This window comes from Streptomyces sp. NBC_01176, assembly GCF_045039825.1.
Taxonomy (GTDB): Bacteria; Actinomycetota; Actinomycetes; order Streptomycetales; family Streptomycetaceae; genus Streptomyces.
In genome coordinates, this window is sequence record NZ_CP108600.1 from 6,224,806 (window position 1) to 6,242,750 (window position 17,945).

Here is a 17,945-nt window from a genome sequence, read left to right on the forward strand (position 1 = left end):
TCCCCTGCCCTCCTGGGCGTGGGGGGCGGCGCCTGAGGCGACGTGTTCGTCCGCCCGCCGTCGTGCCGACCGATCCGGTCGGCACGACGGTCTTTTCGCGTCGGCGGCTGATCGGCTCCTCTTGTATGAGAATGCGACGCGCCGTTCCCGGGTGAGGTGTTCGGGTGGGGTGCAGGAATCTTCTGCACACGGGGTTTCCGTCCAGTGCGGGGCTCGTTAGTCAGGGCGCAGTGAAAAACTCCCTCCGGTGACGCGAGTTGCCGAAGAAAGGAACACGATGAAGTCCCTGAAGGCCGCCGCTGTCGTCGCCGGGTCCATGGTCATCGCTGGTGCCGCCGCGCCCGCCTTTGCCGCCGGGGCCTCCGACCTCACGCCCACCAGCCTCAACGGCGCCCTGGAGACCATCACCAGCCAGCGCTCGCTCAGCCTGAAGGACGTGCAGCCCCTGCAGCACCAGTCGGACGCGCTCGACACCGAGAAGAAGGGCTCGGTCCTCAACTCCCTGAACGGCACCACGAAGACGCTCAACTCGGCCGGAGGCCCCGCGCAGCTGCTCGGCGGACTTCCGCTCCAGAGCTGATCGACTCATTCGGCGCGTGTCCTTTCCGGAAGTGCTGTGGGCGTATCCCTGGGCAGCGGCACATCCCCAAGGCCGCTCTCCTTTTCGTCACCGCCGGAATGGCCGCGGGCGCCGCGGCCGGCAGTGCCGTCGCTGACGCCGGTGCGGAGGGCGCGGCACTCAGGCCCCCCGGTGTCGCCTCCGGCGCAACGTCATCCAGGTCCCCGTGAATGTTCCGGTGAACCTCTGCGGCAACACGGTCGACGTCGTCCGCGTGCTGAATCCGGCGTTCGGGAACATCTGCGCCAACCAGTGACAGATTGCGCGCTGGACTGAGTACGCGCTGAACTGATTACGCGCCGAACTGATTGCGCGCACGACTGACGTCGCGCCGTCCGTGGCGGAGGCGGTATTCAGGGGGAAGGGCCGGCTCCGTGCCCCGCGGCTCCGGCCCTTTCGAATGGGTCGACGCCTGGCGTGTTCGAGGCGGGTCCCTCTTTCGTGTGGTCACCCGCCCGCTTGTCGCCCGGTCGGGTGAGAAAGCGTGAGGTCCGTTCGGGTGCGTCGATAAGGTTCCGCGGTGACCTCAACCTCAAGCGAAACGCGTCGTTTCCGGGCCGCAGATCTCGGCACGCTCGCCGTCATGGCCTTCAGTGGTGAAGCCCCTGACGGAGACATGCCCTATCTCCTCGCCTATTCCCTGGGCGACGGCGAGGGCGGCGCCGGTGCCTCCACGGTCGCCATCGAGGAACTGCTGCGCAACAACGGTCTGCCCATCGGGGACACGCTCCTCGACGGATCGCGGCAGCCGAGCCTGCCGCTCACCCTGCTCGTCGAGGCCGGCCAGGCCGTCGTCACCATGCCGTACCTCAACGCCCAGTGCGTCGTGCCACCGGAGTGGCTCGTGGCGGTCGGTGAACGTGGCTATGCCTACTTCCTGTTCGCCACCCGGGCCTGGCCCGAGGCGGAGCCGGGCAGGCCCGTCGCCCCCGAGAGCCTGGCCGCGTTCGCCGGTGACGAGGAAACCCTGCTCAGCGCGGCGCACGTGCTCCTGCCCGCGCGCAGCCTGCGCGGCTGATGACCCGGACCGCGGGGGGCAGCCGTGCGCTCGCCCTGTTGCTGGTGATCACCGGTGCGGCCGGCCTGCTCGCCGCGTGGGTCATCACGATCGACAAGTTCAAGCTGCTGGAGAACCCGGACTTCGTGCCGGGGTGCAGCCTGAACCCGGTCGTCTCCTGCGGCAACATCATGAAGAGCGACCAGGCCTCGGCCTTCGGGTTCCCCAACCCGATGCTGGGCCTGGTGGCGTACGGCATCGTGATCTGCGTCGGAGTGAGCCTGCTGGCGCGGGCCACCTTCCCGCGCTGGTACTGGCTGACCTTCAACGCCGGCACCCTCTTCGGCGTCGGATTCTGCACCTGGTTGCAGTTCCAGTCCCTGTACCGCATCAACTCGCTGTGCCTGTGGTGCTGCCTGGCCTGGGTCGCCACGATCATCATGTTCTGGTACGTGACGTCATTCAACGTACGAAATGATTTCCTGCCCGCACCTCATGGGTTGAGGGGATTCCTGGGCGAATTCACCTGGGTTTTTCCGCTGCTGCACGTCGGCATCATCGGAATGTTGATCCTGACCCGGTGGTGGGATTTCTGGACGAGCTGACCTTTGAGTCCGCCGGGGGAATCTTGAGGTGAAGTCGGCCGCGGGATCGTTACCCGGTACGGACCCAGAGCCCCCGAATCCTGAAAGGGACCGTACCTGAGATGAAGCCGACCACCCGAGGAACTCTTGCCGCCGTGGTGACCGGTGTCGCGGCAGTGATCGGTGCCGCCGCCGTGACCCCGGCCGTCGCCGCCGGATCGGTTCCCGTCCCCGTACCCCTGGACGGTGTGGAACGGGGTCTCAACCTGCCCGTACCCGACATCGCCGGGGAACTGCCGGTACCCATGCCGGGCAGCCCCGAAGGGCCGCGGTACGTGGAGGGCCGGCTGCTCCCGGACCGGGCCGTGCCGCAACTGCCGGTCAGCGCCGGGCTGCCGGGGGCGGACGTGCGGACGGCCCTTCCGCACGTCCTCGGCGAGGGCTTCGACCACCTCGGGCTCGACGCGCCCGCGGCCGACCTGGCGGCCTTGACCCCGGGACTGTCCCTGGACGCCCCTCTCACCGTGCCGAACCCCGCACAGCTCGGCATGCCCGACCCGAAGCTCCCTCAGGTCGCCGTCCTCACACCGCTGCTGAAGACGGTGCCGGAGGCCGACCTGGGCATGGGCGCGGGGGCGTAACCGCACCACGAGCCGAGTGCCGTGTGGGCCACCGCCGCTTCATCCGACCGGATCCGCCGAGGAGAGAATCATGTCCGTCAGCAGAGTGTCGAGCACAGTGCCGGTGACCCGGAGGGGCGTGATGCACGGCCTGCTCGCGTCGGCGGCCGCCGCGGTACTGGCCCCCGTCGTCGCCGCATCGTGGCCCCCGCACCCGGCCGGCCCCGACGACCTCCCGTTCGACGAGGTGTACCACGGCCGCCACATCCTGGGTGCCAGGACCGGAGTGGGCGGCCGTGCCGCGGTCGGCGGCGGTGAGTGGCAGGTCACCGTGGACGGCCGGCCGCTGCACCTGATGCGTCGTGCGGACGGCAGCTATCTGAGCATGGTGGACCACTACCAGTCGTATCCGACCGCGCTGGCCGCCGCGCGTGCGGCCGTCGACGAACTGGGCCCCTCGGAGCAGCTTCGCGGCGTGGAGGCGGAGGGGAGCGGCCACCGTGGTGTACACGCGTAAGAACGTCAGCAAGCTGACCGGCGCGGAGCGACGCCGGTTCGTCGCCGCGATGCTGGAGGTCAAACGCCGGGGCGAGTACGACGAGTTCGTGCGGATGCACATCGAGTACTACGTGGCGGACGGCGACCGGGGCCTGCGCACGGCCCACATGGCCCCCTCGTTCCTGCCCTGGCACCGGCGGTTCCTGCTGGATCTGGAGCGGGCGCTGCGCCGCGTGGACTCCGGCGTGAGCGTGCCGTACTGGGACTGGACACGGCAGCGGAAGCCGTCCTCGGTGCCCTGGACCGCGGATCTGCTCGGAGGCAACGGGCGGCACTCCGACCGCCAGGTCATGACCGGCCCCTTCGCCTACGCCCACGGGAAGTGGACGATCAGGGAGGGGGTGACCGACGGCGCTTATCTCACCCGCGACCTAGGGCGCCGGCAGAGCCCGTTCGAGCTGCCCACGAAGCGTGAACTGGACTCGGCCCTCGCGGACCCCGTCTACGACACCGCCCCCTGGAACTCCACGTCCAGCAAGGGCTTCCGCAACAAGCTCGAAGGGTGGGGGCGCGGGTCCGGGAGCGCGGCCTGGCACAACCACAACCGGGTCCACCGCTGGGTCGGAGGCGCCATGCTCGGTGGCGCCTCGGTCAACGATCCCGTCTTCTGGCTGCACCACGCCTTCGTGGACCTCCAGTGGTCCCGCTGGCAGCAACGCCACCGGGGTGCCCGCTACCTGCCCGCCCGGCCGCCGGGCTCCGGCAACGACCAGCACGGACGGATCGTCGCCCGGCACGAACGGATGCCTCCCTGGGACGTCACGCCGGACGAACTGGAGAACCACAGCAGGATCTACCGGTACGCATAGACCCCGCGGCCCGCTGCTGCCCGCTCGTGTGGGGGGGAAAGCGGTGTCGCCCGTGTCACGGCGAGGCCCCCGGCAGCACATGCTGCGGGGGCCTTCCTCGTGCGTACGGAGGTCAGTTGCCGTAGCCGGAGTCGGAGCCGTAGCCGCCCGGAGTGGGGGTGACCGGGACGTTGGTGACCGGGGCGGGGGCGCCGACGTTGGCGCAGGTGTTGCCGAAGGCCGGGTTCAGCAGACCGACGACGTCGACGGTGTTCCCGCAGAGGTTGACCGGCACGTTGACCGGGACCTGGACGACATTGCCCGAAAGGACGCCGGGGGAGCCGACGGCCGCACCCTGGGCACCCGCGTCCGCCATGGCGAGACCGGCCCCGCTGAGGACCACGGCGCCCGTGCCGAGAGCGACACCGGCTGCCTTCGCGATGCGCGACATCACGTTTCTCCTTTGGATCGGTGAGCGCGGCCGCTCGAACGCGGTCGCACTCCCCCTTCAACGCGCCTGCCCACGGCCGGTCACGGCGTACATCGGTGGATCACTCATCTCGACCGGGCCGCTCGCCGCCGAGTCGTGCCCGGGCCGGCGTCGCGGACGGAAATCCACTACGGCTCGCAGCGTGCCCTCAATTAGCCTGCCAGGCATGCCTACCGACCTGCCGACCTCCCCGTCGACCGCCCCACCGGTCTCCCCACCGATCGACCCGTTGGCCGGGCTGTTCGCCGAGGAGATCCGGGTCCGCGCCTTCGCCGCGGTGGCCCTCGGCGCGGACACCCCGACGAAGGTCATGGAGCAGGCGGGACTGTCCCCGAGGGACGCGACCACGGCGCTGCGCCGGCTGCTGAGCCAGGACGTCATCACCGACCACGGGGGACTGGCCGTTGCTTACGGCCGCTTCAGGCACTTCGCACGCGGCACCCGGACACCTGCCGGGACCCACGGCTCCGAGGACGAGCGGACCGAGGCCGTCCTGCGGACCTTCGTACGCGGCGGGCGCCTGGTCCGGCTGCCCGCCCAGTGGCAGCGCAAGCTGGTCGTGCTCCGGCACATCGCCGAGCAGACCTTCGAACCGGGCGTCGAGTACCCCGAGCGGACCGTCAACGAGAAACTGCGCGTCTGGTGCGAGGACGCGCCGGTCGACCATGTGACCCTGCGGCGTCACCTCGTGGACCTGCACCATCTGACCCGGCAGCACGGCGTCTACCGGCGGCCCGCACAGGTCTGAACCGACGTATTCGGGCCGGGCCGGAGTGGACCGGGCCGGGATGGGCCGGACTGCCCTGTTCGGTCCGCTCCGGTTCGCTCCGGTTCGATTGGTTCGGTCCGGCCGCATCCTCAGCCGAGGAGGCGTACGGGTCTGCCCGCGAGGAAGGCCTGGATGTCCTCGACCGCCCCGCCGTAGTACGCCTCGTAGTTGGCCCGCGACACGTAGCCCAGATGCGGGGTGGCGAGAAGACGCGGCGCCGTGCGCATGGGGTGGTCGGCGGGGAGCGGCTCGACATCGAACACGTCCACACCCGCCCCGGCGATCCGGCCCTCGCGCAGGGCCGCGAGCAGCGCGTCCTGGTCGACGATCGCCGCGCGTGAGGTGTTGACGAGATAGGCGGTCGGTTTGAGGAGGGCCAGTTCGGCGGCCCCTACCAGACCACGGGTGCTCTCACCCAGCGCGAGGTGCACCGAGACGAAGTCGCTGCTCGCGAGCAACTCCTCCTTGGAGGCCGCCCGTTCCACCCCGACCTCTTCGGCGCGCTCCTCGGTGAGGTTCCGGCTCCACGCGCCGACCCGCATCCCGAACGCGAGGCCCACCCGCGCCACCCTGCCGCCGATCTTCCCGAGCCCGAGCAGACCCAGTCGGCGTCCGTGCAAGTCGGCGCCCAGGGTGCTCTGCCAGGAGCCGCCCGCCCGCAACGCGCCGTTCTCCTCGACGAGACCCCGCGCGAGACCCAGCAGCAGCGCCCACGTCAGCTCGACCGGAGGCGTCGAGGAACTCGGGGTGCCGCACACGGTCACCCCGTGCGCCTCGGCGGCCACGTAGTCGATCACCGTGTTGCGCATCCCGGAGGCGATCAGCAGCTTCAGGCGGGGCAGCCGGGCCAGCAACGAGGCGGGGAAGGGCACCCGCTCGCGCAGCGTCACGACGATGTCGAAGTCCGCGAGGGCGGCGGCCAGCGCGTCCTCGTCGGCGAGGTGTTCGCGGAACCCGACCACCTCGACGTCGTCCGCGACCGGCGACCAGTCGACGACCTCGGTCGCCACCCCCTGGTAGTCGTCGAGCACAGCACAGCGAAGTCGCATGTCAGGTCCCTCCCAGGCTCGACCGGAGCCTAACCGAGAGGCGTTCGCGGCCGCCGCGGGAGGCGACTGAGGGGGAAGCCGCGACGGCCGTTCGCTCCCCGTGGCAGTATCTGGGCTTCATGAGTGCGTCCCCAGAGGTACGGAGCCTGCGCGCGGCGGTGTTCGCCGTGCTGTGCGTGCTGCTGGCCGCCGGTGGTCACGGGCTCGCGTCGGGGGAGGCGCCCCCGCTGTGGGCGGACGGTGCCGGATTCCTCGCCGTGTTCGCGGCCGGCTGTCTGCTGAGCGGGCGCGAACGTTCGCTCCTCGGGATCGGCGGCGGGATGCTGGCCACCCAGGCCGGACTGCACATCGCGTTCGAGGCTGCCAGGCCGCGGATGTCGATGAACATGCACATGCCCATGAGTCACCCGCATGCCATGACCCCGCACGCCACGGCGGCCCATGTGGCGGCAGCCGTGCTGGCGACCTGGTGGCTGCGGCGCGGCGAGGCGGCGTTCTGGTGCCTGCTGCGCCGGGCCGTCTCGCTGGTGCCGGGGCTCGCGGCCTGGTGGCGGGTGCGGACGGGACCGCCGGGCGGCCCGGTCCGGCCGGACGCCGTCTGCCCGAACGCCGCCGCGCCCGGGCCGCTTCGGCAGGTACTGCTGCGGCACGCGGTGTCCCGCCGGGGACCACCGCCGGGGCTGTCGTACGCGCCCTGACCGCATTCCCACCAGTACGGAGTTCCGCCGATGTCCCCGATGCCCTCGATGTTCTCAGTGCCCCCGATGCGCACCACCCTGCGCCGCGCGGGCCTCGTCACCGCCCTCACCGCGGCCGGGATCCTGACCGCCGCCGGTGCCGCCTCCGCGCACGTGACCGTCCACCCCGGGAGCTACGCCAAGGGAGCCACGGACGGTGTCCTGACCTTCCGCGTCCCCAACGAGGAGGACACCGCCAGTACCACGAAGGTGCAGGTCTTCCTCCCGACGGACCACCCGGTCCTCGGCGTGCTCGTCACCCCCCAGAACGGCTGGACGGCGAAGGTCACGACCACGAAGCTCAAGACCCCCGTGAAGACCGACGACGGCACCATCACCGAGGCCGTCTCGGAGATCACCTGGACCGGCGGCCGGATCCGGCACGGCCAGTACCAGGACTTCGACGTCGCTTTCGGGCAGCTCCCCGACGACACCGGCCAGTTGGCCTTCAAGACACTGCAGACGTACTCCGACGGCAATGTCGCCCGCTGGATCGAGGAGACGCAGAAGGGCGGGGAGGAGCCGGAGAACCCGGCACCGGTGCTCACCCTCACCGCCAAGGCGGCGGGGGAGACCGGTTCCGACGCGGACTCCGGCGCGGGCTCGTCCGCGGATTCGGGGTCGGGTTCCGAGTCGGGCTCCGACACGTCGTCGGCGTCGAGCTCGGCTCCGGCCCCCTCGGCCAAGAGCTCGGCGTCGAGCAGTGACTCCACGGCGCGAGGCCTCGGCATCGCCGGGCTGGTCGTGGGCGTCCTCGGCCTGGGCGCGGCGGCGTTCGCCCTCGTACGCGGCCGCAACACCGGTTCGTAGCCTCGGCGAGCGGACGGTCCTCGCCCCGTCGGCCGCCCGGCCGCAATGCCGCCGACGGGGCGACGGCCGCCGAAGCCCGCCCCGGACCGTCCCTCCGGCATGGGCCGAGGCCGCCCCGGCATGAGCCGGGCCCGGCCCGGGCGTGAGCGGAGCGCGGGAAATTTCCGTACCTCTCCGTGACGACCGGCGCACGGATGCGAGGATGAGGCCGCCATGACAGCTGGGTGGTGTGCGCGCACGGTACGGGCCGCGGTGTTCGCCGCGGTCTGTGTGCTGCTCGCCGCCCTCGGGCACGTGATGATGTCCGGCGCCGAGGTGCCTCCGTGGGTCCTCGGCGCCTCGGTCGTGGTGATCGGCGGCACGGGGTGGGGCCTGGCCGGCCGGGAGCGTGGACTGCCCCTGATCGTGGCCGCGGTGATGGTCACTCAGACGGCACTCCACTCGGCGTTCTCGCTCGCCCAGGCGTCCGCGTCCACCACGCCCACCACGGGCACCCCGGGAATGGGCTCCATGTCCGCGGGAGCCGTGACCGCTGGCGCCATGTCCACAGATGCCATGCCCGCAGACGCCATGCCCATGGGCCCCGGGGGTATGGACTCCATGAACATGGGGGCCATGGGAGCCATGGACCACATGGGCGGCGCGGCGGGCGGCACCTCCTCGCTCGGCATGCTCGCCGCTCACCTGCTGGCCGCCCTGCTGTGCGGCCTCTGGCTCGCGCACGGAGAGCGCGCCGCCTTCCGGGTCCTGCGGGCCCTCGCGGCCCGGCTGGCCGCCCCGCTGCGGCTGCTCCTGGCGCTGCCCGCCCCGGTGGGCCCCTCACGCCCGCGCCTGCGGCGTCATCGCCCGGCGCGTGCTCCGCGCCTGCTCCTTCTCGTCCACGCGATCACTTCTCGGGGTCCGCCCGCTGGGACCGCTGTCGTCTGACGACAGCCGGCATCCCGGGGCGACCACCGTGCGCCCCGGGCCGAGCCGCGCCTTCGCGCGCGGCCGTCCCCCTCACCGGACCCCTGGGCCGCTCCCGCGCGCCGGGGCCGGATCCCGGATGACCGAGAAGGACCCCAGGTGACCACTCCTGCCCTGCCCACCTCACGTGACGCCTCGCTGACGGCCTGGGCGATGGCCGCCCGCGGCGGCGACCCCGAAGCCGTGGACCACTTCGTCCGCGCCCTCCACCGAGACGTACGCCGCTACGTCGCCTACCTCGGCGCGGACCCCCAGACCGCGGACGACCTGGCCCAGGACACCTTTCTGCGGGCCCTCGGCAGCCTGCACCGCTTCGAGGGCCGCTCCTCGGCCCGCGCCTGGCTGCTTGCCATCGCACGCCGCGCCGTGGTCGACAGCTTCCGGAGCGCGGCCACCCGGCCCCGGCCCGCCGACTTCGACGACTGGCAACTCGCCGTCGAACGCGCCCAGCCGCGCGGCCTGCCGGGCTTCGACGAAGGCATCGCGCTCGACGACCTGCTTGCCGGACTGCCCGAGGAACGCCGGGAGGCCTTCGTACTGACCCAGCTCCTGGGACTGCCCTACGCGGAGGCGGCGCTGGTGAGCGACTGCCCGATCGGCACGGTCCGCTCACGGGTGGCCCGTGCCCGTACCTCCCTCATCGCCTCGCTGTCCGACGCCGAGCTCTGCGGGCCGGCCGACACGGCTGCCTGACGGGGGGGCTCGGCACGAAAGGCGGCGGGGCCTGACGAGGCCTGACACGAGCGGTGACAGGCCTGCCGGAGAGGAGGGGGCCCCGGACGCCCAAGGGGCGGGCCGGGGCCGTTGGCTCACGAGCGCACGTACTCGTACTCGCGGTCACTCGCTGTTGAGTTGCCAAGGTGCAGTGCCGCTCGGTGCCTGGCCGGCGCCTGTTCAGTCCCGCGTCGGCGTCTTCTTCTGGCGGAGAAGGAACACGACCCCGCCACCGAGGACGACCAGGGCGATGGCTGTGCCCGTGATGATCGGGGTCGCGCCGGAGCCGCCCGTCTCGGCGAGGTCGGTGCCCCCGGAAGCGGCGTCCAGTACGGCCGGGCTGGGCTCACCGACCGTCTGGGTCGTGACGTCGCTCGCGCTGCCCTGCGTCTTGCAGTCGAGCATCCCGGTGAACCGCTTCTCGAAGCCGTTCGCACCCGTGACCGCGAAGGCGTATGCCTGGTCCTCCCGCAGCGGGACCGTCACCGTCACGGACTCACCGGCCGCGACGGTGTGCTCGGCATCCATCAGCTCGAAGGTGAACGGCGCGTCGCCCGCGTTGGCCACCGTGACGTCCACACCGCCCTCGGCGCAGTTCTTCTCGGCGGAGAGCGCGGGTATCGCACCCTGTGCGGCCCAGGTGGCCGTCGCCGTCGCGGAGACCGTCGACTCACTGGAGCCGGCCAGGATCTGCGTCTGGCTGCGGGACTCCGAGGCGAAGGCCCGGCCGACCGGCACGGTCGTCGACGCCTGCACGGTCAGGGCCGCCGAGCCGTCCGTACCGTCCTTCGGCACGTCGAAGTAGAGCCGGCTGCCGTTGGCCGCGGAGGTGATCGGCTTGCCGTCCTTGTCGACGACCTTCACACCGCTCGCGAAGGCGTCCGCGGGCGGCGTCACCGTCACACTGTCCGCGTCGGTGTGCACCGTGATCGGGCCCACCTTCTCACCGGCGCGACCGGAGATCGCGGGCGGATCGAGGGTCAGTGAGGCCTTGGGCTCCGGCATGTTCCGCGCGCTCTTCTGCAGATAGTCCGCGAGCTTCTCCGCCCGCGGGTTCACCGCGTCCACGTCGGCGCCGTCCGAATACCGCCAGATGGCCACCTGTGTGCCGGCCGCGGCGTCCTGCTCGGTGAGGCCGCTCGCCCCGGCCTTCTCGGCCAGCGCCGCCAGGTCGTTCACCTGCGGGTAGGAGTGCTGCAGGATCCAGCGGATCCGGCCCGCGTCCTTGTTGCCGTTCAGCGACGTGCCGCTCCAGGACGTCTCCTGGTACTTGGCGTCCCGCTGGGTCGGGTTGTGGAGGTCGATGCAGTAGGTCTGCAACATGCCGCCGTTGTCGACGGACATCTCGAACAGACCCGCGGACACCTGCTGGTCCTGACCGTTGTCGTGGATCACCGCGGACCCGTACGTCTTCAGTCCGGTGATGCTCGCGGTCGCGCCGCCCTGACTCTGCGGGACCTCGTCCGCGACGGCCGGACCGGCGGTGAACATCGCACCGGCGGCGACGAGCCCCGACACCACCGTCGCGGCGACGAGACGGCCGGTCCCTCGCCTGCGCGCCGCCGCCGAAGCGGACGCCGCAGAGAACGCAGAGAGCGCAGAGAGCGCAGAAAACACAGAATTCCCCTTCGAGCAGGACCCGTTGACATGGGGGGACGGTCCCGCCAGCAGAATCAGAAGCCCCGTGAGCTATGCCCGGCATCCTAAGGACGCGGCGCACCACGCTCCCCGGGCATTCCATCCGAATAACCGATCCGAATCGGAATCGTTATCGCTCAGCAAGGCTGTGAGCTGCGCATATCGACAAATCCATGGCGACTGTCGGGAGAGCGTTCCACGACGAAACCGCATGTACGCGTCGATAAGGCGCAGTTCGGTCTGACCGTCCGGCGACCTGGATGAGCACGGCAGCGGCACCGCCGCCGCGTTCACCGTCCGGACGCGCACGCGACCGTCCCCACCCGGGCTCAGGTCACCCCGGCCGGCGTCGCCTGCTGACGGGAAGCGGCCTCGGGCGGACTTCCGGGCTCCGTCTCCCAGTTGGGCTCGGGCGGCCGGGGATCCGACGGTGCGTCACCCTCCTTGTGCGGGCGCCGGAAAGCCGAAGTGCCGCGTGAGAGGTCGTGGCCGATCGCCACCGCGTCGATGTCCGCCGACGTCCAGCTCTGCCCCTCGCGCACCTCGGTGCGTACCTTCAGCCTGCCCTGCACGATGACGGGATCGCCCACCGACAGGGACGCCCCCACGTTGGTGGCGAGTGCTCGATTGGCCCACACGGTGAAGAAGTTGGTGTGGCCGTCCGTCCACGTGCTCTTCTCGCGGTCCCAATATCGCGCCGTCACCGCGAGGCGGAACCTCGCCGAGGCACCGTTCGCCAGCTCTCGGTACACCGGCTGTGTCGCCACGTTGCCCACCGCGCAGACCATCGTCTCGTTCATGCCCGGACCCCTCTCCCGTACGACTGCGTCTGTCGCGGCGATCGCATGCGCTGCGATCGCCGCGAGTTCAGACTGCCTTCGCCGGGCCGAGCCCGCTGAACGCTGTGCACGGTCCGAGGATTGTGGACAACCGCGTCACCCGTGGGAGTGCGGCGCCATCGATCGCGCGGCCCCGGTCCGCAACCGACCGGCCCCGGACCGGCGACCAGACCCGGGTCCACCGCCAACCCCGGTCGGCCGACCAGATCCGGTCGGCCGACCAGCCCAGGTCAACCGACCGAAGCCCCCGTGACCCGCCCGAACTGCTCCCGTACCTCCCGATAGCGCAGCAACTCCGCCGCCACCGGATCCAGGACCCGCGCCCTCCCGCACCCGGCGGCGGCCTCCCGCAACCGTCGTTCCGCGTCGAGTCCGTACCGCCGGGCCGGCCCGCGCGCCGCCAGCCTGCTGCTCCACTCGACGAACGGACCGCCGATGATGCCCGCCACCATCAGCAGCACCGGCACCCAGAGGTTCGGCGCCATGAACCCGACGATCTGCCCCAGCAGCCACAGCCCGCCGACGACCTGAAGGATCGTCATTGACGCCTGCGCGAGAACGGCGACCGGCCACCAGCCCGGCCGTGGCGGCCGCCCCGCCGGTGTCGCGGCACGCGTCGCCATCTCGTCCAGAGCCTCCGGCAGCCCCTGTGCGCCGCGTACGGCCGCCTCGCGCACCGCCAGTGCCCAGGGCGCGGGGAGACCGCGAGCGGCCCGGTCCGCCACCGTACGGACGGCCTGCTCGACACGCTGGCGGGCCGTGGCCTCCTCGTCGGCGGGCATCCGCAGCGCGTGCCGTCCGGTCGGTGGCTCGCGCCGGTCCTGGCACCAGTGCCACAGCCGCAGCCAGGGGGTGCCGCAGGCGCGGTTGGCGTTGCGGCGCCACGCACGCTCCGCCGCCTGGCCGGCCGCGGTGGCGCCCACCGCGTCCGCGAGCCGGTCCGAGAACTCGTCGCGCGCCTCCTCGCTGAGCCCCGTGCGCTGACCGGTCGCGTACAGGGGCCGCAGCCGAGTGGCGGCCGCGTCGAGATCGGCCGAAATCCGACGTGCGGCGGCTCCGCGCTCGGCCACGAACTGCCCGAGGGCATCCCGCAGTTCACCGACGCCTTCCCCGGTGAGCGCGGACAGCGCGAGCACGGTCGCGCCCGGTTCGCCGTACTCGCCCAGCGCGATCCCGTCCTCGTCGAGCAGCCTGCGGAGGTCGTCGAGGACCTGGTCGGCGGCCTCGCCCGGCAGCCGGTCCACCTGGTTGAGGACCACGAAGGAGACCTCCGCGTGCCCCGCCATGGGCCGCAGATAGCGCTCATGAAGCATGGCGTCCGCGTACTTCTCGGGATCCACGACCCAGATGACCGCGTCGACGAGCGCCAGGATGCGATCCACGTGTTCGCGGTGCTGGACGGCGGCGGAGTCGTGGTCGGGCAGGTCGACCAGGACGAGGCCGTGCAACTGGGCCTCCGCCTCCGGGCTCTGCAGAGGGCGCCTGCGCAGCCGCCCCGGGATGCCGAGCCGGTCGATGAGCGTCGCCGCGCCGTCGCTCCAACTGCAGGCGATGGGCGCCGCGGTGGTCGGCCTGCGGACGCCGGTCTCCGAGATGGTCACCCCGGCGAGCGCGTTGAAGAGCTGTGACTTGCCGCTGCCGGTCGCTCCGGCGATGGCGACGACGGTGTGCTGCCCCGAGAGCTTGCGCCGCGCGGCCGCCTCGTCGAGAACCCTGCCCGCCTCGGCGAGGGTCCTGGCGTCGAGACGGGTGCGTGACAGTCCGACCAGCTCCCGGAGCGCGTCGAGTCGCGAACGCAGGGGGCCGTCGTACGCGAGAGGGGGCGGGGGAGCCTGTGCGGCGGTCCTGGTCTCCGGTGCCGGGGTTTCCTGGACCGTGGGGGTGTCGGACGCGCGGCGGGCGATCAGCCCGTCGTCCCAGACGGACTCGGGTTCGGTACGTGCGGGGGCGCCGTCGCCCTTCACGCGCGCGTGCCCGGCGTCGTCCTTCACGCGCGCGTGGGCCGGGTCGCGCTCCAGGTGCGTGTGGCCGGCGTGGTGGGGGGCGTCCGGGGGGCGGTTCCCGGCGCCCTCGGTGACCTCGCGGGTCTCGTGGCTCCCGTGGGCCTCACGGTGGTCGCGGGCCTCACGGTTCTCGCGCGGCCCGTGGGTTCCGTGGCCCTGGTGATCCGTGCGGTCCTGGCGGGCCTCGTGGTCCATGCGGTCCTCGCGGTCCTGGTGGCCATCCCGGGCCGGGCCAGGTGCCGGCTCCCTGTCCGCGATTTTCTCGCGGGCGGCAGCAGGGGACCGGTCCTCGTCGTGGGACCCCCCGGAGGGGCCGTCGCCCGATGCGCCCCGGGCGGAGGTGTCCTGGGCGGAGGCGTCCCGCTCGGACGCGCCGTGGTCCGACACGCCGTTTCCGGAGGACCCGTCACCGACGCGCTCGACGTGGGCGTCGTGACCCGTGTGATCTGAGCGATCCGTGTGACCTGGGTGGCCCGTGTGATCTGTGTGGTCCGTGTGGTCCGTGTGGTCTGTGACGGCGGTCATCGCGGTCACCTCTCCTTCTGCAGTACGGACAGCGCGGCGATGAGTTCGGACTGGGGCTCCGGATGGACGTCGAGGGCGTCGAGCGGAGCCAGGCGACGTTCGCGCTCGGTGTGCAGCGTGTGGTCGAGGTACTCGGTGAGGAGGTGCCCGCCCCGTTCGCGCAGCCGCAGGGCCCCCTGCACGCCGATCCGGTCGGCGAGCTGCTCACCCGCGGCATGTGCCCTGCTGCCGCCCAGGAGCGTGGTGGCGACCAGCGCGGCGACGGCCTCGGTGTCCGGGGCCGCGCTCTTGTCGAGGTGGCGGACCTCTTCCTCGGCGTACTCCTCCAGGACCCGTCGCCACCGTCGGACGGCCACTCCGATCCGATGCTCGGGGCTCTCCAGGGCCGAATCACGGTCCGTCAGCTCCGGAACTCCCGCGGCCGGTTCGCGGCGCCAGGCCTCGTCCACGCGCTCGTCGGCGGCCGTGACGGTGCACAGCATCAGGGCGGCAAGACTCTCGACGAGCGAGTCGAGCAACTCGCTGGCGGTGCAGTCCAGCGGATAGGCGCGCCACCGCTTGAGCGCGTCCCCGGCGAGCACGGCACCGGCCTGCAGACGCCCCTGCACGCGCGCGTGCTCCCTGTCGTACGCGCCGTCGACGGCCGCGGTGAGCCGCAGCGCGGCGGCGTACTGGGCCGCGGCCGCGCTCGCCAGTTCCGGCATCCGGACCTTCAAGGAGTCGAGGACCCCATGGGCGGTACGGGCCATCGCCTGGCGTCTGGCGCCGGCGTCCTGTGTCTGGTGCACGAGCCACGTACGCAACGGTGCGACGGCGGAGGCGGGCAGCAGGCCGCCGCCCCACGCGGACTCGGGCAGCTCGGGCACCGTGAAGCGGGGCACCTCGCCGAGCCCGGCCTTGGTCAGCAGGGCGCCGTACTGCCGCGAGACCTCGGACACCACCTGGTGGGGCACCCGGTCGAGGACGGTGACGAGGGTCGCCCTGTGCTCCTTGGCGGTGCGCAGCAGGTGCCAGGGAACGGCATCGGCGTACCGCGCGGCCGTGGTCACCATGACCCAGATGTCGGCCGCGCTGATCAGTTCCGCGGCGAGTACGCGGTTGTCGGCGACCAGGGAGTCGACGTCGGGGGCGTCGAGCAGGGCGAGGCCGCGGGGGAGGGTGTCGACGGTCTCGACCCGGAGCACCCGTTCGCCTCGCTCGACGGACGCGGGCAGGTCGTCGCCGGGCTCCTGGTGGGGCATCCACACGCGGGTGAGGCCGGGGAGCACCCGCATTCCGCTGAACCAGTGATGATCCTCCGGATGACACACCAGTACCGGTGTACGGGTCGTCGGCCGGAGTACTCCGGCCTCGCTGACCCGGCGTCCCACAAGGGAGTTGACGAGGGTGGATTTACCCGCCCCGGTGGATCCACCGACCACGGCCAGAAGCGGCGCTTCGGGGTCTCTCAACCGGGGCACCAAATAGTCGTTGAGCTGTGCGAGCAGTTCGTCGCGGTTGGCACGCGCGCGTGGAGCCCCCGCCAGGGGCAGCGGGAAGCGTGCGGCGGCGACACGGTCGCGCAGGGCGGAGAGTGCGTCGAGCAGCTGGGGCCGTACGTCCAAGGTCACCACATGCGAAGAATGCCCAATTTTGGAGGCTTTCTGAAGCATATGGCCACACCTGCGCGCCGACAGGACATAGGGAACGGAAGGGGCGACTGGGGTGCAGGCATAACGAGTGCACAACACCCGGGGCGCCGGGCGCCAAAAGCGGTGCATGATTCGTACCTGCCTGCGATTATCAGGACCGCTTCACTGAACCTCCACATCGAGCCACGGAGGTGAAGCACCAGGGACAAGGACCCGGGAGCCCTATCCTTGTCCCCGACAAGGTCACGGATCGGCCCACACCCGGGCACTGCGACACCGGCCACCACACCCGGCCCCCGTAGCTCAGTGGATAGAGCAGGCGCCTTCTAAGCGCTTGGCCGCAGGTTCGAGTCCTGCCGGGGGCGCAAGTCTCCGCCCTCCCCTATGGGAGGGCTTTTTGCAGGTCAGGGCATGTTTCCGTCGGACCGACGAAGCCCCGGACGCCGCCCCGATGATCAAGGGGAAGGGCCGGGGGTCGTCCGGCTGGCACCGGGTTTTCGCGGGTGGCCGTGTCGAATACGTGTCGAAGTTTTTCGGGCGGGAGCCCTCAGCCCGCGTCGGGTCGCTCGGGGAGATCTCCCGTGGCTTCGAGGCGCCGTTTCAGGTCAGGAAGCTGCCCGTCGACGCACCGAGCGTAGGTCGCCAGGAGCACTGGGACGCTGTTGCCCGCCCAGTCCGCCACCTGTGCGGGTGGAATCCCGTCGTTCAGCCACTTGGTCAGGCGCGTGTGCCGGTTGTCGTACACGCGCCTCCCCGTGGGCGACTCGAAGACGTGCGGGGGCAGGACGGCCTTCCGCGCGCCGCGCCATGCCCGGCGGATCACCAAGCCCGCGAGAATGCCGCCGTTCTTTCCCTGGAAGAGCAGGTCGCGGGGCTTGAGCCGTTCGTCATCGATGTGCTCCCGCAGGACGCGGGTCAGTGCCGGATGCCCCGGCGCGCTGTGTGTCTCGCCCTCGGCACGCCCCTTCAGGTCGCGTTCCTCGTGGATCTCTCCGGTGTCGGTCCACAGTCGTCGCCGACCCTTCCTGCTCCAGCGGGATAAGACTCTCCCCACTTCATCAAGGCGGCTCGCTCCGCTCCCCGCGCGCGGCCCGGCCCCCGGCCGGGCCCGCGCTCCCGTAATGGGATCGGCTGTCGCCGACCCGGTCGCCCATGGCAGGGGTGCCGCCCAGCAAGATGTAGTCGGGGTCGGCTTCGCGTAGCGCGCGCAGTAGGCCGGGCGCGCGGTCGGTGAGCAGGGCGATCACCCCGGTCGTGCAGGCGTGGGCGGTGCCGACGGAGGTGCCGAAGCCGGTGGCGAGCTGCGCGAGAGTGTCGTGCCGGAGCAGGTGACCAGACCGACAGAGCGCGCTGGTGCGGTGGGAGCTTGCAGCGGCGGTCACCCTTGCGGGTGACGATGAGCATGGTGACCCACGAAACAGGGCACGGGGTAGGTCGAGTGCGGCAGGTAAGGAAACCAACAGGGCTGTTGCGGACGGTTACGTTGTCACTCGATCAGTGGTCACGCTGAAACACAGCTGTCCCGCAATGCCCGGCAGGCGCACGACGACAGCTACGGCACCTCGCCGCGTTGTCGGATCGCCCGAATACACCCCGTATGAGGACGAC

Annotated in this window: 18 protein-coding genes, 1 tRNA gene and 2 pseudogenes; 13 read left to right on the forward strand and 8 right to left on the reverse strand. The window is 71.5% G+C overall.

Going from position 1 to position 17,945, the window contains the following annotated elements; genetic code table 11:
- The first annotated feature begins 277 nt into the window (after window positions 1–277).
- The 7 genes and pseudogenes from OG199_RS26860 (at window position 278) to OG199_RS26890 (ending at window position 4,187) form a co-directional block, all read left to right on the forward strand.
- Window positions 278–580 (forward strand): hypothetical protein, encoded by a 303-nt coding sequence (locus OG199_RS26860; protein WP_402171738.1) that lies wholly within the window; start codon window positions 278–280, stop codon window positions 578–580.
- 98 nt (window positions 581–678) lie between these two features.
- A pseudogene (locus OG199_RS26865) lies at window positions 679–875 on the forward strand (chaplin).
- Window positions 876–1,139: 264 nt separating this feature from the next.
- Window positions 1,140–1,637, forward strand: coding sequence for a DUF5949 family protein (locus tag OG199_RS26870; protein ID WP_401808587.1), 498 nt, complete (start codon window positions 1,140–1,142; stop codon window positions 1,635–1,637).
- On the forward strand, window positions 1,637–2,221 hold the full coding sequence (locus tag OG199_RS26875) for a vitamin K epoxide reductase family protein (protein ID WP_405831640.1): 585 nt from the start codon (window positions 1,637–1,639) through the stop codon (window positions 2,219–2,221). Before OG199_RS26870 ends, OG199_RS26875 begins: the two co-directional genes overlap by 1 nt.
- Before the next feature lie 101 nt (window positions 2,222–2,322).
- Entirely contained in the window at window positions 2,323–2,841 is a 519-nt protein-coding gene (locus tag OG199_RS26880) for a hypothetical protein (protein WP_405831642.1), read from the forward strand.
- A 70-nt stretch (window positions 2,842–2,911) separates the two neighbouring features.
- Complete coding sequence (locus tag OG199_RS26885) at window positions 2,912–3,337, forward strand: tyrosinase family oxidase copper chaperone (protein ID WP_356800907.1); 426 nt, start codon at window positions 2,912–2,914, stop codon at window positions 3,335–3,337.
- The gene (locus OG199_RS26890; RefSeq protein ID WP_401808593.1) at window positions 3,321–4,187 is read left to right on the forward strand and encodes a tyrosinase family protein; all 867 of its coding nucleotides are present in this window, start codon (window positions 3,321–3,323) and stop codon (window positions 4,185–4,187) included. The genes OG199_RS26885 and OG199_RS26890 overlap by 17 nt, the downstream gene beginning before the upstream one ends.
- A gap of 112 nt (window positions 4,188–4,299) precedes the next feature.
- Here the strand turns inward: OG199_RS26890 and OG199_RS26895 are convergent, their stop codons facing one another.
- Entirely contained in the window at window positions 4,300–4,617 is a 318-nt protein-coding gene (locus tag OG199_RS26895; RefSeq protein ID WP_405831644.1) for a chaplin, read from the reverse strand.
- A gap of 205 nt (window positions 4,618–4,822) precedes the next feature.
- On the opposite strand from OG199_RS26895, the gene OG199_RS26900 reads away from it, so the two are divergent.
- A complete protein-coding gene (locus tag OG199_RS26900) occupies window positions 4,823–5,404 on the forward strand; it encodes a DUF2087 domain-containing protein (protein ID WP_405831646.1) in 582 nt (193 codons plus the stop codon).
- 110 nt (window positions 5,405–5,514) lie between these two features.
- Here the strand turns inward: OG199_RS26900 and OG199_RS26905 are convergent, their stop codons facing one another.
- Window positions 5,515–6,474, reverse strand: a complete 960-nt coding sequence (locus tag OG199_RS26905; RefSeq protein ID WP_401808598.1) for a D-2-hydroxyacid dehydrogenase family protein — start codon at window positions 6,472–6,474, stop codon at window positions 5,515–5,517.
- A gap of 119 nt (window positions 6,475–6,593) precedes the next feature.
- Here OG199_RS26905 and OG199_RS26910 point away from each other — a divergent pair, with 119 nt between their 5' ends.
- The 4 genes from OG199_RS26910 (at window position 6,594) to OG199_RS26925 (ending at window position 9,680) form a co-directional block, all read left to right on the forward strand.
- Entirely contained in the window at window positions 6,594–7,172 is a 579-nt protein-coding gene (locus OG199_RS26910; protein WP_405831647.1) for a hypothetical protein, read from the forward strand.
- A 30-nt stretch (window positions 7,173–7,202) separates the two neighbouring features.
- On the forward strand, window positions 7,203–8,021 hold the full coding sequence (locus OG199_RS26915; RefSeq protein WP_356800913.1) for a YcnI family protein: 819 nt from the start codon (window positions 7,203–7,205) through the stop codon (window positions 8,019–8,021).
- Window positions 8,022–8,234: 213 nt separating this feature from the next.
- Window positions 8,235–8,948, forward strand: coding sequence for a hypothetical protein (locus tag OG199_RS26920; RefSeq protein WP_405831649.1), 714 nt, complete (start codon window positions 8,235–8,237; stop codon window positions 8,946–8,948).
- Between the two features lie 138 nt (window positions 8,949–9,086).
- Window positions 9,087–9,680, forward strand: a complete 594-nt coding sequence (locus OG199_RS26925; RefSeq protein ID WP_405831650.1) for a sigma-70 family RNA polymerase sigma factor — start codon at window positions 9,087–9,089, stop codon at window positions 9,678–9,680.
- A 201-nt stretch (window positions 9,681–9,881) separates the two neighbouring features.
- On the opposite strand, the gene OG199_RS26930 is transcribed toward OG199_RS26925, so the two are convergent.
- The 4 genes from OG199_RS26930 to OG199_RS26945 all read right to left on the reverse strand — a co-directional run bounded on the left by OG199_RS26930 (window position 9,882) and on the right by OG199_RS26945 (window position 16,319).
- Complete coding sequence (locus OG199_RS26930; RefSeq protein WP_405831652.1) at window positions 9,882–11,318, reverse strand: Cys-Gln thioester bond-forming surface protein; 1,437 nt, start codon at window positions 11,316–11,318, stop codon at window positions 9,882–9,884.
- Between the two features lie 350 nt (window positions 11,319–11,668).
- Window positions 11,669–12,139 carry a single-stranded DNA-binding protein gene (locus OG199_RS26935; protein WP_356800916.1) on the reverse strand — a complete coding sequence of 157 codons (471 nt, stop codon included), beginning with the start codon at window positions 12,137–12,139 and terminating at the stop codon, window positions 11,669–11,671.
- Between the two features lie 269 nt (window positions 12,140–12,408).
- The gene (locus OG199_RS26940; RefSeq protein ID WP_405831655.1) at window positions 12,409–14,568 is read right to left on the reverse strand and encodes a GTPase; all 2,160 of its coding nucleotides are present in this window, start codon (window positions 14,566–14,568) and stop codon (window positions 12,409–12,411) included.
- Window positions 14,569–14,711: 143 nt separating this feature from the next.
- Window positions 14,712–16,319 (reverse strand): dynamin family protein, encoded by a 1,608-nt coding sequence (locus OG199_RS26945; protein ID WP_405831656.1) that lies wholly within the window; start codon window positions 16,317–16,319, stop codon window positions 14,712–14,714.
- A gap of 310 nt (window positions 16,320–16,629) precedes the next feature.
- On the opposite strand from OG199_RS26945, the gene OG199_RS26950 reads away from it, so the two are divergent.
- Window positions 16,630–16,702, forward strand: a tRNA-Arg gene (locus tag OG199_RS26950).
- Window positions 16,703–16,884: 182 nt separating this feature from the next.
- On the opposite strand, the gene OG199_RS26955 is transcribed toward OG199_RS26950, so the two are convergent.
- Both OG199_RS26955 and OG199_RS26960 read right to left on the reverse strand, forming a co-directional pair.
- Window positions 16,885–17,391, reverse strand: coding sequence for a hypothetical protein (locus OG199_RS26955; protein ID WP_405831658.1), 507 nt, complete (start codon window positions 17,389–17,391; stop codon window positions 16,885–16,887).
- 58 nt (window positions 17,392–17,449) lie between these two features.
- Window positions 17,450–17,797, reverse strand: a pseudogene (locus OG199_RS26960) (IS5/IS1182 family transposase); the annotation flags it as partial.
- Between the last annotated feature and the right edge of the window lie 148 nt (window positions 17,798–17,945).